At 56.0% G+C, this 16,104-nt stretch carries 15 protein-coding genes; all 15 read left to right on the forward strand.

Annotated features, from left to right (window positions below; all coding sequences use genetic code 11):
- Nucleotides 1-167 precede the first annotated feature (167 nt).
- Nucleotides 168-683, forward strand: coding sequence for a crossover junction endodeoxyribonuclease RuvC (gene ruvC / locus FIV00_RS06155; protein ID WP_152499916.1), 516 nt, complete (start codon nt 168-170; stop codon nt 681-683).
- Nucleotides 680-1,297, forward strand: coding sequence for a Holliday junction branch migration protein RuvA (gene ruvA, locus FIV00_RS06160; RefSeq protein WP_152499917.1), 618 nt, complete (start codon nt 680-682; stop codon nt 1,295-1,297). Before ruvC ends, ruvA begins: the two co-directional genes overlap by 4 nt.
- Entirely contained in the window at nt 1,294-1,539 is a 246-nt protein-coding gene (locus FIV00_RS06165) for an endonuclease (RefSeq protein ID WP_152499918.1), read from the forward strand. The genes ruvA and FIV00_RS06165 overlap by 4 nt, the downstream gene beginning before the upstream one ends.
- Nucleotides 1,529-2,569, forward strand: coding sequence for a Holliday junction branch migration DNA helicase RuvB (ruvB, locus tag FIV00_RS06170; RefSeq protein ID WP_152499919.1), 1,041 nt, complete (start codon nt 1,529-1,531; stop codon nt 2,567-2,569). The genes FIV00_RS06165 and ruvB overlap by 11 nt, the downstream gene beginning before the upstream one ends.
- A gap of 116 nt (nt 2,570-2,685) precedes the next feature.
- Nucleotides 2,686-4,797: a methyl-accepting chemotaxis protein gene (locus tag FIV00_RS06175; protein ID WP_209006834.1), complete on the forward strand. Its 2,112-nt coding sequence runs from the start codon at nt 2,686-2,688 to the stop codon at nt 4,795-4,797.
- A 91-nt stretch (nt 4,798-4,888) separates the two neighbouring features.
- On the forward strand, nt 4,889-5,356 hold the full coding sequence (gene ybgC / locus FIV00_RS06180) for a tol-pal system-associated acyl-CoA thioesterase (protein ID WP_152499920.1): 468 nt from the start codon (nt 4,889-4,891) through the stop codon (nt 5,354-5,356).
- 265 nt (nt 5,357-5,621) lie between these two features.
- Nucleotides 5,622-6,329: a protein TolQ gene (tolQ, locus tag FIV00_RS06185; RefSeq protein WP_152499921.1), complete on the forward strand. Its 708-nt coding sequence runs from the start codon at nt 5,622-5,624 to the stop codon at nt 6,327-6,329.
- 3 nt (nt 6,330-6,332) lie between these two features.
- Complete coding sequence (gene tolR / locus FIV00_RS06190; protein ID WP_152499922.1) at nt 6,333-6,785, forward strand: protein TolR; 453 nt, start codon at nt 6,333-6,335, stop codon at nt 6,783-6,785.
- Between the two features lie 6 nt (nt 6,786-6,791).
- Nucleotides 6,792-7,751 (forward strand): TonB C-terminal domain-containing protein, encoded by a 960-nt coding sequence (locus FIV00_RS06195; protein ID WP_152499923.1) that lies wholly within the window; start codon nt 6,792-6,794, stop codon nt 7,749-7,751.
- Between the two features lie 120 nt (nt 7,752-7,871).
- Nucleotides 7,872-9,143: a Tol-Pal system beta propeller repeat protein TolB gene (gene tolB, locus FIV00_RS06200; RefSeq protein ID WP_247649402.1), complete on the forward strand. Its 1,272-nt coding sequence runs from the start codon at nt 7,872-7,874 to the stop codon at nt 9,141-9,143.
- 140 nt (nt 9,144-9,283) lie between these two features.
- A complete protein-coding gene (gene pal, locus FIV00_RS06205; RefSeq protein WP_152499925.1) occupies nt 9,284-9,769 on the forward strand; it encodes a peptidoglycan-associated lipoprotein Pal in 486 nt (161 codons plus the stop codon).
- A 252-nt stretch (nt 9,770-10,021) separates the two neighbouring features.
- Nucleotides 10,022-10,987, forward strand: coding sequence for a tol-pal system protein YbgF (gene ybgF / locus FIV00_RS06210; protein WP_152499926.1), 966 nt, complete (start codon nt 10,022-10,024; stop codon nt 10,985-10,987).
- Nucleotides 10,959-12,347, forward strand: a complete 1,389-nt coding sequence (gene tilS / locus FIV00_RS06215; protein ID WP_152499927.1) for a tRNA lysidine(34) synthetase TilS — start codon at nt 10,959-10,961, stop codon at nt 12,345-12,347. The genes ybgF and tilS overlap by 29 nt, the downstream gene beginning before the upstream one ends.
- Nucleotides 12,348-12,516: 169 nt before the next feature.
- A complete protein-coding gene (gene ftsH / locus FIV00_RS06220; protein ID WP_152499928.1) occupies nt 12,517-14,436 on the forward strand; it encodes an ATP-dependent zinc metalloprotease FtsH in 1,920 nt (639 codons plus the stop codon).
- 173 nt (nt 14,437-14,609) lie between these two features.
- The gene (glmM, locus tag FIV00_RS06225) at nt 14,610-15,953 is read left to right on the forward strand and encodes a phosphoglucosamine mutase (protein ID WP_152499929.1); all 1,344 of its coding nucleotides are present in this window, start codon (nt 14,610-14,612) and stop codon (nt 15,951-15,953) included.
- Nucleotides 15,954-16,104: the final 151 nt, after the last annotated feature.

A 16,104-nucleotide genomic window follows, 5' to 3' on the forward strand; every position in this document is an offset into this window, starting at 1 on the left:
GCGGTGATTGGGCTCAGGCCAAAGAACCGAAATGATCGACAGGCGCGGAGCCGGTGATGGACAACATGCGCCGGCCAGACCGTTCTGGCGGGTTTTAGACAGGCTTTAGGTTGGTAAGCTTCGCTTCTACTGGCGTCAACGAAGAAGTTTTGTTACCGATTTGTTCCATGACACATGCGATTCGATTGCTGGGGATCGACCCGGGACTGCGGCGCACCGGTTGGGGCATGATCGAAGCGGCGGGCAACAGGCTGTCCTTCATTGCTTCCGGCACGGTGACTTCAAACAACAAGAAGAGTCTGGCCGAGCGTCTCGTGGAGTTGCATGACGGGCTCTCCGAAGTGGTACGGCATCACGAGCCGCAAGAAGCCGCCGTTGAGCACACTTTCGTAAACAAGGATGCCGGGGCGACGCTGAAACTCGGTCAAGCCCGTGGTGTGGCTTTGTTGGTTCCCTCGCTTGCAGGACTGGCGGTCGCAGAATACGCGCCCAATCTTGTGAAGAAGACAGTGGTTGGAACAGGACACGCGGAAAAAGAACAGATCCGGGCAATGGTCAAGGTGCTGATGCCCCGCGCAACGTTTAATTCCGACGACGCGGCAGATGCGCTTGCGATTGCCATCTGCCACGCGCAGCATCGGGCCAACAGCGCAGCACGCCTTGCGGCGATGGGGGCGGCATGATCGGGAAGCTGAAAGGGACAATCGACAGTTACGGCGAGGATCATGTGATCCTCGATGTCCATGGTGTCGGCTATCAGGTTCATTGCCCTTCGCGCATTCTTCAGGGCTTGCCGAGAACTGGCGAAGCCGCGGTGCTCTTCATTGAAACCATGGTGCGTGAGGACATGATCCGTTTATTCGGTTTCGCTCAGGAGGCGGAGCGGGAATGGTTCAGGATCCTCATGACCGTTCAGGGGGTCGGGGCAAAGGTTGCTCTTGGTATCTTGGGCATCTTGAAAGCCAGTGAAGTGGCCAATGCAATAGCACTTGGCGACAAGGCGACGATCTCACGCGCCCCGGGTGTCGGCAAACGTGTTGCCGAGCGCATTCTGACAGAACTCAAGGACAAGGCTCCGGCATTGGCAACGGTCGATCAAGGGACGATTGCCGTTTCGCAGGACGTGGCAGACAATGTCGCCGCCCGCCCGGTTGCCGAAGCCGTATCCGCGCTTACAAATCTCGGCTACCCTCAGCCGCAGGCAAGTGCGGCCGTTGCCAAGGCAATGCAGTCCGCGGGTGAGGATGCGTCTACGGAAACGCTCATACGCCTCGGTTTGAAGGAACTGTCCGCATGATAGCGTTCACTTATGCCGTCATTGCCGTAACATTCATTGTCCTTGGGATCGGCGGTATCATGTATCTCGACCACCGGTTTTCGCTGTCTGTCGGCGATCGTCCATTTGCGATCAAAGGGCGCCGCATCGAAACGGACGATCCGTTTGTGCGGAGCCAGTTCAAAAAATTCTATGCGATCAGGGTGGCTTATTCCCTGTTTCTCCTGGTGATGCTGTTTGTGGTCGTCAGCCATGTCGGATGACGAACGCATTGTGACGCCGGAAATTCGCGGCGATGAGATCGACAGCACGATGCGCCCGCAGGCATTGGACGAATTTGTCGGCCAGGCCCAGGCGCGTGCCAATCTGAAGGTTTTCATTGGTGCGGCCAAGGCACGTGGAGAAGCGCTCGATCATGTGCTGTTTGTCGGGCCGCCGGGCCTTGGCAAGACAACACTGGCCCAGATCATGGCGCGCGAGCTTGGAGTGAATTTCCGGGCAACATCCGGTCCTGTTATTGCCAAAGCAGGCGATCTTGCTGCTCTGCTTACCAATCTGGAAGAGCGGGACGTGCTCTTCATCGACGAGATCCACCGGCTCAACCCCGCAGTTGAGGAAGTGCTTTATCCGGCAATGGAGGATTACCAGCTCGATCTGATTATTGGTGAAGGACCGGCAGCGCGATCGGTCAAGATCGATCTGGCTAAATTCACTCTTGTTGCCGCGACAACGCGGCTCGGGCTGCTGACGACACCGCTACGCGACCGGTTCGGAATTCCCGTGCGCCTGCAATTCTATACGGTCCCGGAACTCGAACATATCGTCAAACGGGGCGCATCGATCCTTCAGATAGGCATGGCTGAAGACGGTGCACACGAAATTGCCAAGCGGTCTCGCGGTACGCCGCGTATCGCAGGGCGGTTGCTTCGCCGTGTGCGGGACTTTGCCGTTTTCGAAGGGACGGAACGGGTTGACCGTGCGCTCGCCGACAAGGCACTACGTCAGCTGGAGGTTGATCACGCGGGATTGGACAGCCTTGACCGGCGTTATCTCAATCAGATTGCGGTCAATTTCGGCGGCGGGCCCGTTGGAATCGAAACCATTGCGGCAGCTTTGTCGGAGCCCAGGGACGCCATTGAAGAGATTGTCGAACCGTATCTGATCCAGAATGGTTTTCTGCAGCGAACACCGCGCGGGCGCGTTCTGACACCGATGGCATTTGAGCATCTCGGACTGGCAGCACCGTCTCGGCCGGATGCTCCGCAAATGGGTTTGTTCCAGGACCCGGACTAGTTTTACGTGTGATTTTGAAAGTCAAATTATAGGTAATTTTATCGAACTGGCTCAGATTTGATTAAGCATTTATTGGCGAATCTCAACCTATGATCCCCCAAATTTGTGGGGGAATCATGCGCAAGCGGCTTTCATCAAAACTTGCTCTTATGTTTCTGGCTGGCGCCCTGACCATGTGCGTCGCCATCGTTACCGTTACGTCCATGTTGTCCAGGGATGTTGCCAACGGACAGGCGGACAATGGATTGGAAAGTGCCACCAAGGCCAAGCAAAAAGTGCTTGAAATGGCGCTGGACCAGGTCACATACAGCGCGAAGTTCTTCGTGTCTCTTGAAGAGGCCAAGGACAGCCTGATGAAGACCCTGGTCGGTTGGAAGAACCTGAAAGAGGGGCAGAACGAGACCCTCCGCAAGATCTTCGTGGCAGACAATCCGCATCCTGCTCACGAGCGTCATCTGCTGGTCGAGCCGGCGGAGTCCAACTACTACGTGAACAACCATAAGGTTGTGCATCCGATTTACCAGGATGTCATCGGCCAGGGACTGTTCTCCGATGCCGCGCTTGCCAATCCGGACGGCTTCATCACCTACACCTATGGTAAGGGCGAGGAATTTGCCTTCCATGTGGATGATGCTGACATCCTGGGGCATCCGGTCCAGGCTGCATTCGGCAAATTGTTTGCCGCCGCCAAAGACGAATCCCTTGCCGCGGGGCAAATCTATTCTTCTGGCTTTGTCACTGGTGAAGATGGCACAGTTTCGTTGGTCCTCGCAGCGCCTGTCTTCTATCTGGACCGTTTCTTCGGCGCGGTCGCTTTCTCCGCCAACATGCAGGCACTGGCTTCGCTGTTGAACGAGCCGACAGGACTTGCAGACAGCGAACGCTTCTTCCTGGTGGACGTTGCCGGAAAGGCCATCCAGCTGGACAACTCCGGCAAGGCAGAAGCCGTTCACGTGTTGAGCGAGATTTCCGCAGGTGATCGTCTGATCAAACTGGACGGCAATGACTATCGTTTTGCTGAAGCGACAAACACCTATCAGGGAACAGCCTATGGTGTGGTGGATGCCGTTCAGCAGACCGAACTGTCGGCTGCTGCTGACAGGATCACTTTCGGCGCGGTTATTTCAGGATTTGCCTGCCTCGTGCCGATCGTTCTTTTGATCTGGTGGGTCACGCGCCGTATGTTCTCTCCAATGGAGCGACTATCGGTTGCAGCCCGCAAGATTGCGGATGGTGATCTGGAAGTGGCTGTTGAAGCAACCGAGCGTCATGATGAAATCGGTCGCATGGCGCGCTGCATTGAAGTGTTCAAGGACAACTCCGTTGAGCGTGAACGCATGGCGGCGGAACGCAAGGTTGGCCATATCGCCCGCGAAAAGCGCGAGAAGCTGATCGATTCTCTGATCGGCGACTTCCGGGCGGAATCCCAGGCCGTATTGGAACTGGTCGAAACCAATATTGCTCGGGTCGAGGATGTTTCCTCGCAGCTCAGTCAGCGCTCTGCGTCTGCCTCAGAGCAGGGCGAGGCCGCCGTGACGACGTCTGAGAACGCATCGTCCAATGTGCAGGCCGTTGCTTCGGCAACTGAAGAGCTGAATGCTTCGATCTCGGAGATTTCCCGTCAGGTGGAAACAACGGCATCCATCGTTGGTCAGACAACGACGGCTGCGCAAAGCTCCAATTCGAAGATTTCAGGTCTTGCGGAAGCGGCCAACAAGATCGGTGACGTTGTGTCGCTGATTTCGGAGATTGCAGAACAGACCAATCTGCTGGCCCTTAATGCGACAATCGAGGCCGCACGTGCTGGAGATGCCGGCAAAGGCTTTGCGGTTGTTGCCTCTGAGGTGAAGTCCCTTGCCGGTCAAACGGCAAAGGCAACCGAGGAGATTTCGGCACAGATCGCTGCGATCCAGGCGTCAACCACCGAAGCGGTGGAAGAAATCGCCCGGGTCTCGGAATCGGTTGAGGAAGTGAATTCCTATACGACGACCATTTCCGATGCTGTTCAGCAGCAGGGCTCTGCGACGAGTGAAATATCTCGAAACGTGGCCGAAGCTGCCGATGGCACGCGCAGTGTCGCATCAACAGTTGCATCGCTTAACGAAGGGGTTTCAGAAAACTCCTTGGCGGTCGATGACATGTTGACGGCAACCATTGAAATGAAACAGCAAGCCGAGCATCTTCGCGCCTCGGTGGAGAAATTCCTCTCCGAGGTTGCGGCGGCCTGACGTCGAACCTAGGTAAGTGCTCAAGGCAATTGAGGCCTCCCGGTCACGTGATCGGGAGGCCTTTTTTAAAGTGTCATAAAGAGGTGCAGATGTGACGGATTGGCCCGACCTTGCTGGCCGCCTGGAAGAAGGCGGACATGTGCTCCCGGTGCGCGTCTATTATGAAGACACTGATTTTACCGGAATTGTCTATCACGGTGCTTATGTTCGCTTCTTCGAGCGTGCACGATCAGACTTTCTTCGTCTCGTGGGAATTCATCATGCCGAACTTGCGAAAGGCGTGCATGGCGTCTCTCTCGCTTTCGCAGTACGCACGATGACACTCGACTTCCAAAGGCCCGCCAGGATCGACGACGTGCTCGAAGTGCACACCAGTATTGCAGAATACAGGGGCGCTCGGCTGAAACTGGACCAATTGATCCACAGAGGTGACGAATTGTTGATCTCGGCGGCCGTGACGGTTGCAATTATCACGAGCGAAGGCAAGCCAACCCGCTTACCTGTTGCTTTGGCAGAAAAACTTCAACGTCATCTCCCGGATGAAACCTACACCGGGTGATTCACTTAAGTGTGGTCTTGCGGGAACAGAAACCCTTACAAAGCAAAATACTTACAAAACAAATCGCTTCGTTAATCTTGCATTTACCTTAATTGATTCCTTTAGAAAGGGGCTTATTGGTTGGAAAAGTCCCAGTTTTGACAAATTCAAACGTCAGAGAGGCGGCTGGTTATATGAGCTGGTCGTCTGATTCCGGTTCTCTGCTGTGGCTGCCGGTTCTTTGAAAGCGCAACAGCGTCAGACGGCCTAGAGGTCTAAGGAATAAATGGAAACACTCGTCCAATCCACTTTGGCAGCACCAGAACACGAGCTGTCTTTTTTTGCGTTGTTCTGGCAGGCGCATATCGTCGTCAAGATTGTCATGATCGGGTTGCTCGCTGCGTCGGTTTGGTGCTGGGCGATCATAGTCGACAAGGTTCTGCTGATTGGCCGCACACGCCGGCAGATGACGCGGTTTGAAACCGTTTTCTGGTCCGGTCAATCGCTCGAAGAGCTTTACAACACGCTCCACAACCGCGTGAACCATTCCATGGCCGCATTGTTCGTTGCTGCCATGAGGGAATGGAAGCGCAGTCACGAGGGCCAGCGACCGGCCATCGGAAGTCTGCAGCAACGCATCGACAGGGTCATGGACGTCACCATTCAGCGTGAAGCGGAGCGGCTGGAGAACCGGCTATTGATCCTGGCAACGGTTGGGTCGTCTGCTCCCTTTATCGGACTGTTCGGCACCGTCTGGGGTATCATGACCGCCTTTCAGGCGATCGCCGCATCCGAAAGCACCAATCTTGCTGTTGTGGCGCCGGGTATTGCCGAAGCCCTCTTTGCAACTGCGCTTGGGCTTCTCGCCGCTATCCCGGCCGTGATTGCCTTCAATAAATTCAATTCCGACGTCGGCAAGGCAGTTGCCCGGATGGAAGGCTTTGCGGACGAGTTCTCCGCGATCCTTTCTCGTCAGATCGACGAGAGGGGTTAAGGCATGGCCATGCAGGTCGGATCCGCAGAAGAAGGTGGAGGGCGCAGAGGCCGTCGTCGCCGTCGGCACGCGCCCATGAGTGAAATCAACGTGACGCCCTTTGTCGACGTCATGCTGGTTCTCCTGATCATCTTCATGGTCGCCGCTCCGCTCCTGACGGTGGGCGTGCCAATCGACCTGCCGGAAACCCGCGCCAAGGCGCTGGAAGGGGACACGGAACCGATAACGATTTCGGTCAATTCTGCGGGTGAGATCTTTATTCAGGACACACCGATTGCCATTGACGAAATCGTGCCCAAGCTCGAAGCGATCGCGGAAAACGGATACGAGGAGCGCATTTACGTGCGCGGAGATCAGGACGCCGATTACGGCACCATGATGCAACTCATGGGCCGGATCAATGCGGCCGGGTTCAAACGGCTCGGCCTTGTCACTCTGGAAGAACGGGACTCGTAACGCGTCATGCGCGCAGGTCTCATCGCGTCACTAGCCGGTCACTCGGCCATTCTATTCTGGGGCTTGCTGGCCTTTCCGGACGCGGAGAGTTTTTCTGTACCACAAGTCGAGTCCCTGCCGGTTGACCTGATACCTGTTGAAGAGTTTACCCGACTGCGCGTTGGCGAAAGAACGGCTGAAGTCCGCGACGTGGCTGCAACTCAGCCGTCTGAAACCGAAGTGGAAGAGCCGCCGCAACCGACCGACAGGCCAGGTGAGAGCCAGGTTGAGCAGCCGACGCCACCGACGCCGTCGCCCGCCCCGACACCTGCTCCGGAACCCCAACCCGTTACTGAGCCTGAACCTGCACCGGAACCGGAGCCTGTCGCTGCGCCCGAACCTGCGCCTGCACCTCCGCCAGAACCTGCCGCCGATCCGGAACCGGCACCTGAACCGGCCCCTCAGCAGGAAGCAGCCCCTGCGCCGCAACCGATCGTCACCAGCGTAGCCCCTCGTACAAAGCCAGCGCCGCCGCGCAGGACCCAGGAGCCGCCGAGAGAAGATCTCAACACCGAAGAAATTGCGGCGCTTTTGAACAAGGTTGAGCCCGAGAGACAGCAAGGCAACGCTTCGCAAGAACCTGCATCGCTGGGGTCGCGCAATGGTGCTCAGAACGTGCGCATGTCCCAGTCCGAACTGGATGCCCTGCGCGGTCAGGTGGCCGCTTGCTGGAACCCGCCTGTTGGTGCTGTTGGCGCTGAAGAGCTAAAGGTCAGAGTACAATTCAACCTGTCGCAGGACGGTCAGGTTTCTGGGAACCCAAGGGTGCTGAATTCGAATGGAAACCCGGCTTTCGGTGCTGCGGCAAGCAGTGCTGTTCGCGCAGTCATGCGCTGTCAGCCTTATTCTCTTCCAATTGCCAAGTATGACGCTTGGCAGGAAGTGATTATCAATTTTGACCCGAGAGAGATGATTATCGGGGGATAGTCCGGAAACCCGGACACTGTTGGTGAGGGAGCGGTATTGCTCATGCGTGGAATTTTGAAACGTCTTTCTGATCTCGTTGGCCGTAAGGCCCCGGGGCTCGCATTTGTCGCCACAGTCCTGATGATATTGGCCCCTCAACCCGCGTCCGCATTGGTCGAGATTGATATCACGCAGGGTAATATCGAGCCGCTTCCGATTGCCTTGCCCTCATTTTCGGCAGATGGCGGAGACAGCAAACTGGCCGCGGACATGACCAGCGTCATCGCAGCGGATCTCAAACGATCAGGGCTCTTCAATCCTCTCGACCCGGCAAGTTTCATCCAAAAGAACATGAGCGTGAACTCCACGCCACGCTTTGGCGACTGGCGCCAGATCAGTGCCCAGGCCCTGGTGACCGGCACGGTGATTAAACAGCCGGACGGGCGGCTTCGCGCTGAATTCCGTCTGTGGGATGTGTTTGCTGCGGAGCAGATGCTCGGACAGCAGTTTTACACGACCCCTGAAAACTGGCGGCGACTGGCGCATATTATTGCCGATGCGATTTATGAGCGCCTGACGGGTGAAAAAGGCTATTTCGACACGCGGATTGTGTATGTCGATGAAACCGGTCCAAAAGACAAACGGATCAAGCGCCTTGCCATAATGGATCAGGATGGCGCCAATGTGCGGTACCTGACCCGGGGCGACGATCTGGTTCTGACCCCGCGTTTCTCGCCGACGAGCCAGGAAATCACCTACATGTCATATGGCGGTGCTGACCCGAGTGTCTACTTGCTCAATATCGAAACAGGTCAGAGAGAGATTGTCGGCAATTTTCCGGGGATGACATTTGCCCCTCGGTTTTCTCCTGATGGTCAAAACGTCATCATGAGTCTGCAGCAAGGCGGCAATGCAAACATCTTCCAGATGGATCTGCGGTCCCGCCGAACGACACGCCTGACCAATACGGCGGCCATCGACACCAGCCCGTCTTATTCGCCCGACGGACGCCGCATCGTGTTTGAGTCTGACCGCGGCGGCACGCAGCAACTTTATGTCATGGGTGCGAACGGTGGAAATGCGCAGCGCATCTCCTTCGGCCCTGGCCGTTATTCAACGCCCGTGTGGTCACCTCGCGGTGATTTGATCGCCTTCACCAAGCAACATCAGGGGCGGTTCATGATCGGTGTTATGCGCCCGGATGGAAAAGGCGAGCGTATCCTCACCGAGGGTTATCACAACGAAGGTCCGGCATGGTCACCAAATGGCCGTGTTCTGGTGTTTTTCCGCGATACGCCGGGTGCAAATGGCGGACCTCAAGTCTGGACCGTTGATCTGACGGGTTACAATGAGCTGAGGCTGGATACGCCTGCCTTCGCTTCGGACCCGTCATGGTCGCCGCTCATAGACTAAACAACAGCAAAGTCTCTTCATCGTTCGTGTTAAGCTCCGATTAACCATGTTTGCAAAGAGGCTTTTAACCAGCTTTGACTAGAAAGCGTTTACCAAGAACCGGGGGTCCCGGGAGTCGGGCTGGGGATTAGGAGACAGGAATGTTCAAACGAGAATACGCCGGTCAGAGCGCGCGCTGGATCGTGGTCTGTTTCGCCGTTCTATTCGCGGCCGCATGTGCCCAGACCAAGCCGGACGGGCTTTCAAGCAACGTGAAACCGGGAACCGGCCAGGACTTTGTCGTGAATGTCGGCGACCGCGTGTTTTTTGAAGAAGACCAGTCGGTGTTGAATTCGCAAGGTCAGGCCACGCTTGCCAATCAGGCCAAGTGGCTCAATCGCTATTCCCAATACACCATCACGGTGGAAGGGCACGCAGATGAGCGTGGCACGCGTCAGTACAACATCGCTCTCGGTGCCAGACGCGCGCAGGCTGCGCGTGACTACCTTGTCGGTCAGGGCGTGAGCGCATCACGGATCAAAACCATTTCCTATGGCAAGGAGCGCCCTGTCGCGGTCTGTAACGACAACAGCTGCTGGTCGCAGAACCGCCGTGCGGTGACAGTGTTGAACAACGCGACAAACTGAGCGAGCTGTAAATTGCAAGAAAAGGCCGGGCCAAGTGTCCGGCTTTTTTCGTATTTGACGAACTGAAACAGAATTCTCCCGGTCGATACCATGAACCGTCAAACTTTAGCCGAAGTCCGGGCGCTCTGTGCACTTGAGTAAAGAGCGGGGCATGTTAAGACAACATGCGCGCGGAACTGCACTGCGAACAAAATCAGTCAGGTAATAAAGGCTTGGCTGGGAACGCATGCAGGTCCCAACCCGGAGGAGCGAATGCGACATATGAAGGGCTTGGCAGGTTTCCTTTTGGCGATGGTTATCATCGCAACTGCCACACCGTCCGAAGCACAGTTGTTCGGTCGGCGTAATGACGAATCGGCTGTCAGAATCAGTCAACTGGAAGAACGGATCAGGGTTCTGACCGGCCAGTTGGAACAAATGTCCTTTCAGATGCGGGAATTGCAGGATCAAATCCGCCGCATGCAGGAAGACAACGAATACCGTTTTCAGCAGTTGGAAGGCGGAACGCCGGGCAAACGCTCGCAATTCATCCCTCAGGGAGCTCCGGGCAGTACTGCCCCGGGGCTCGCCGCAGACGGAACGCCGCGCACAGGCACTTTGGCAGCCCCGAACGGCAGCGCTGTAACACTGCCGGCTGACGGTTCTGGAGACGGCACCTGGGATCAGTCCGGTGGCTACGAAGGCAACGGACTGTCGACCGATGGACCGATTGATCTTTCAGCCCTTGCGAATGGTGGCCTTGATGGTTTGAACGGCCTTGGTGACGACTTGTCGACACCGGGACCCGGTTTGGCGACCGATGATGATCAAATAGCTTCGGTGATTGGTAGCGGCGATCCGAATACCGACTACAATCAGGCTTATTCTCTGGCCGTGAACGGTGACTATCGGGGCGCAGAACGCGGTTTTCGCAATTTTCTTGAGAATTACCCCAACAGCGACCTGACCGCACAGGCACAGTATTGGCTTGGAGAAAGCCTTTTGGCGCAGCAGAACTACCGCGAAGCAGCCGACGCATTCCTGAAGACTTACACAGATCATCCTGGCAACTCGAAAAGCCCGGACAGTTTGCTGAAGCTTGGTGTATCCCTGCGCGGCCTCGGCGAAGCTGAAGCTGCTTGTGCAACGTTTTCAGAACTTTTGAACAAATACCCGAACGCCGCTCCGGCGGTTTTGACACAGGCGCGGGATGAGCGCAGCCGTGCACAATGTTCCTGACGGACCGGTTGAGCCGAAAGGGCTCCCGGTCGAAGATGTCGATCTCCTTTTTTCAAAACTGAATTCTTTTTCAAGCCTTGCACTTGCAGTATCCGGCGGCGCGGATTCGCTTTGCCTGATGGTGCTGTTCGATGAATGGCGTCAAAGGACCGGTTGGCGCGGATGCGCAGAAGTCCTGATCGTCGACCACGGACTGCGGGCCGAAGGCGCTGAAGAGGCCTCTTTTGTTGTTCGGGAAGCTGGCAAAAGGGGATTGCCCGCGACTGTGTTGCACTGGGTCGGACCCAAACCTCTCGCCAATATTCAGGAAGAGGCACGCGTTGCGCGTTACCGGCTTTTTGCGAAACGTCTTTCTGAGACCGGCGGCCAGGGGCTGTTGCTGGGTCATCATCTAGACGATCAGGCAGAGACATTTTTGGATCGTTTGACACGAGGCAGCGGTGTTTCAGGATTAAGTGCCATGGCCGCTGACGAGCCGGACGGCCCCGAAGGTTTGCGGCTCTTGCGACCGTTTTTAGGCGTACGGAAGCTGCAACTGGAAGCCAGCCTCATGGAGCGCGGGTTGAGCTGGTGCTCAGATCCTTCCAACAAAGATGAAAAATACAAGAGAAGCCGATTGCGGCGCATTTTGGGTTTGTTGGAAGCGGAAGGATTGACGCCGGAACGGATTTTCCAAACCAGTGCGCATGTTCGCCGCGCACGTCATGCGCTGGAAGTTTCCGTGAAGGAAATCGCGAAACGCCTTCTCGTTGAGCACCCTGCAGGACCGGTCAAGTTGAGTTTGCCTGCCTATCGCGATCTCGCGGAAGAGTTTCGGCTGCGGCTCTTGGGTGTGGTGCTGGACCGGGTTCGCGGGCAGCGGACCAAACGCCGGTTTTCCAGCGTTGAAGCGCTTGATAATGGCCTCATGTCAAAGGACGGGTTCCGACAAACCCTGTCTGGGTGTCAGGTTAGAGCGAGTGAACAGACAATCTGGTGTTGGCGGGAACCCGGTCGAAAAGCCCCTCCGACACTTGCTCCCTTTACGGGGGGTGGGATTTGGGACAATCGATTCCGATACAAAGTGCCGGACGCATGCGAACATTCTGACGTTCAAAATCGCCTTTTTCTTGGCCCGCTTTGCGATGCGCCTATCTCCAGAAGTGCGATTATTTGGCCGGAAGGCTGGCCTCGCGAGGTCTTTGACTGTTCGCCGGTCATCTGGACAGATGCTGGAATTGCCCTAAATCACGTCGCCAGTGTCAGTTTTGAGCATGACATTTCCGACAGGTGTGAGGATTTGGAATTGGAGCGGCTGCCAAATCGGGTTAAATTGCCGGGTAACCATTTCGACGAAGATGCCGAAAACGGGGAAATCTAGAGTTTTCCCCGCTTGCAACATCTGATAGACGTCCTGGCTTAACAAAATAGTCAGTTCATCTGCGCAACTATGGCGCACCGCCTTGGCAGAGGGCTTTGGGCGACCTATCTTCGCTGGAAGAGAAATAACCGCGTGCAGATAAGTCGCGTTGGGCGGTTAAGGGAACACAATGAACGCACATTTTCGCAATTTCGCTCTTTGGGTGATCATCGCCCTGCTTTTGATCGCATTGTTCCAGCTGTTTCAGAGTCCCGCGCAGCAAGGCGCAACGAATGACATCGCTTATTCGGACTTCATGAAGCAGGTTGACAATGGCGAGGTCAGATCCGTTGTCATTCAAGAACAGAAGATCACCGGTAATTACAACAGCGGTGGAGCATTCCAGACTTATGCACCCGACGGTGCCCAGTATGTCGATGAACTCCGCGGTAAGGGGGTGCTGATCAAGGCAACGCCGCCTGCGGAAAGCTCTCCTTTGCTCGGTGCATTGTTCTCATGGCTGCCAATGTTGATCATCCTGGGTATCTGGATTTTCGTGATGCGCCAGATGCAAGGCTCCGGCGGAAAGGCGATGGGCTTCGGCAAGTCGAAGGCCAAGTTGTTGACGGAAGCCCATGGGCGCGTAACGTTTGAAGACGTTGCGGGCATCGATGAGGCAAAGGAAGACCTTCAGGAAATCGTTGAATTCCTTCGCGACCCGCAGAAGTTCCAGCGTCTAGGCGGCCGCATTCCTCGCGGCGTCCTGCTTGTCGGGCCTCCGGGCACCGGTAAGACACTGACAGCGCGCGCGGTTGCCGGCGAGGCGAACGTGCCGTTTTTCACGATTTCCGGTTCTGATTTCGTCGAAATGTTTGTTGGCGTGGGTGCATCCCGTGTTCGCGACATGTTCGAGCAGGCTAAGAAAAATGCGCCCTGCATCATCTTTATCGATGAGATTGATGCAGTCGGTCGCCACCGTGGTGCCGGTCTTGGCGGCGGCAATGATGAACGCGAACAGACGCTCAACCAGTTGCTGGTCGAGATGGACGGTTTTGAGCCGAACGAAGGCATCATCATCATCGCTGCGACCAACCGACCTGACGTGCTTGATCCGGCACTGCTGCGTCCCGGGCGCTTCGACCGCCAGATCGTGGTGCCAAATCCGGACATCACCGGACGTGAGAAGATCCTCAAAGTGCATATGCGGAAGGTTCCGCTTGCGCCGGACGTCGACGTGAAGACGCTCGCGCGTGGTACACCGGGTTTCTCCGGTGCCGACTTGATGAACCTCGTCAACGAAGCTGCTCTTCTTGCTGCCCGGCGCTCAAAGCGTCTGGTAACGATGGCCGAATTTGAGGATGCCAAAGACAAGGTCATGATGGGTGCGGAACGCCGCACGCTGGTCATGACCGAAGAAGAGAAGAAGCTGACCGCTTATCATGAGGCTGGCCATGCGCTGGTCGCGCTGCACCAGGAAGCGTCTGATCCGATCCACAAGGCAACAATCATCCCGCGCGGTCGTGCGCTTGGTATGGTGATGCGTCTGCCCGAGAAAGATCAGGTGTCCCTGACACGCGCGAAGTGTAAAGCTGACCTTGCCGTGGCCATGGGCGGACGTGTGGCGGAAGAAATGATCTTCGGCTATGAGAAAGTCACCTCCGGCGCAACCGGCGATATCCAGATGGCAACCAAGCTTGCGCGTGCAATGGCGACCCAGTTCGGCATGTCGGACAAGCTCGGACCGTTGCTCTATGGTGAGAACCAGGAAGAGGTTTTCCTTGGACATTCGGTTGCCAAGAACCAGAGTGTTTCCGATGAGACCCAGAAGATCGTGGACGCAGAAATCAAATCCTTTGTGAATCAGGGATATGAGACTGCAAACAAGATCCTTGGAGATCATGAAGACCAGCTTCATACGATTGCCAAAGGGCTTCTGGAGTACGAAACACTGTCCGGTGACGAGATCAAGGATCTCCTGAACGGGAAGCCGCCGGTTCGCGACACAGATGACGATCAGCCTGTAGGCCGGTCATCCGCTGTTCCGACCGCAGGTGCAAAGCGCGGCGGCGATGAAGCGAGTGGGGGCATGGAGCCTCAGCCGCAGTCCTGATCCGTCAGACAGTGATCAAAAGTTGAGAGTGCCCGGCATTGCCGGGCATTTTTCATTTGGGTGTTTGGAGGACTTGTTAGTGAATAGTAACAATTGCTCACATATTTTGAAACGCAGCCGTTCCTCATTGCGTTACAAGGAACGCCAAACAAATAGTCAGACAGGCATGATAGATGCGTAAATTCTTTGGCACCGATGGTATTCGCGGCCAGGCCAATTGTTATCCCATGACCGCAGAGATGGCCTTGAAAGTCGGCATGGCCGCTGGTCTCGTTTTCAGAAACGGCGGTCATCGGCATCGCGTTGTGATCGGTAAAGACACCCGCCTTTCCGGATACATGATCGAATATGCACTTGTTGCCGGATTTACTTCTGTTGGCATGGATGTCTTTCTGCTTGGCCCAATGCCGACCCCATCGGTGGCGATGCTGACGAGGTCCCTCAGAACAGACCTTGGGGTCATGATTTCTGCCTCGCACAATCCCTTCCAGGACAACGGTATCAAGTTCTTTGGTCCGGACGGCTTCAAGCTGAGTGATGCAATAGAGAAGGAAATCGAGGCTCTTGTCGAAAGCGACCTGACCTCTCGCCTTGCCGGCATGCGCGATCTTGGCCGGGCCAAACGAATTGACGGCGCGCAGCAACGCTATATCGAGTTTGCAAAACGCACTTTGCCCAAAGACATGAATCTCGAAGGTCTTCGGGTTGTGATCGATTGTGCAAACGGGGCCGCTTACAAAGTGGCGCCGGAGGCTTTGTGGGAGCTGGGTGCGGATGTCATTTCCATGGGTGTTTCGCCGGACGGCTTTAACATCAATCAGGATTGCGGTTCCACGTCACCGCAAGCACTTTCGCGCAAAGTTCACGAAGTGCGGGCGGATATCGGTATTGCGCTCGACGGCGATGCGGATCGCGTGATTATTGTCGATGAAACCGGGACCGTCGTTGATGGCGACCAGCTCATGGCTCTGGTGGCTCAGTCCTGGCAGGCCAACAACCGGCTCTCAGCGCCCGGGATCGTGGCAACCGTCATGTCCAACCTTGGGCTTGAACGTTACCTTCAAGATCTTGGTTTGGGGCTTGCGCGGACAAAGGTGGGCGATCGTTACGTGGTCGAACACATGCGCGCCAATGGTTACAATGTCGGCGGAGAGCAATCCGGTCATATCGTCCTTTCCGACTTCGCCACAACAGGGGACGGTCTGATCGCTGCACTGCAAGTGTTGGCCTGTGTCAAGGACCAGAACAAGCCGGTTTCGGAAGTTTGCCGACGGTTCGAACCAGTGCCTCAGATCCTCAAGAATGTCCGCTACAAAGGTGGCACCCCTCTGGAACAAGACCTGGTCAAAACGGCGATTGAGGATGGCGAGGCAAGACTTGGAAATACCGGTCGTCTTGTCATTCGTGCGTCCGGTACAGAGCCCTTGATCAGGGTGATGGCGGAAGGGGATGATGCTGATCTTGTGAACCAGGTGGTCAATGACATTGCCGGCGTGGTTGCTTCAGCCGCTGCCTGAAGACTATCTTCACTTAGGTTTTTGTATTCAGGCCGCCCAACTTGGGCGGCTTTTTTTATGAGAGTTAATCAGTGCTTTTCTTGTTAAGGTTTCCTTAAGGTAAAAAAACGCGGTTAAAGAACAGAGTTAAGTCACAATTAATGAATTCCCG

Origin of the sequence: Labrenzia sp. THAF82, from assembly GCF_009363435.1 — a bacterium.
GTDB classification, from domain to species: Bacteria; Pseudomonadota; Alphaproteobacteria; order Rhizobiales; family Stappiaceae; genus Roseibium; species Roseibium porphyridii.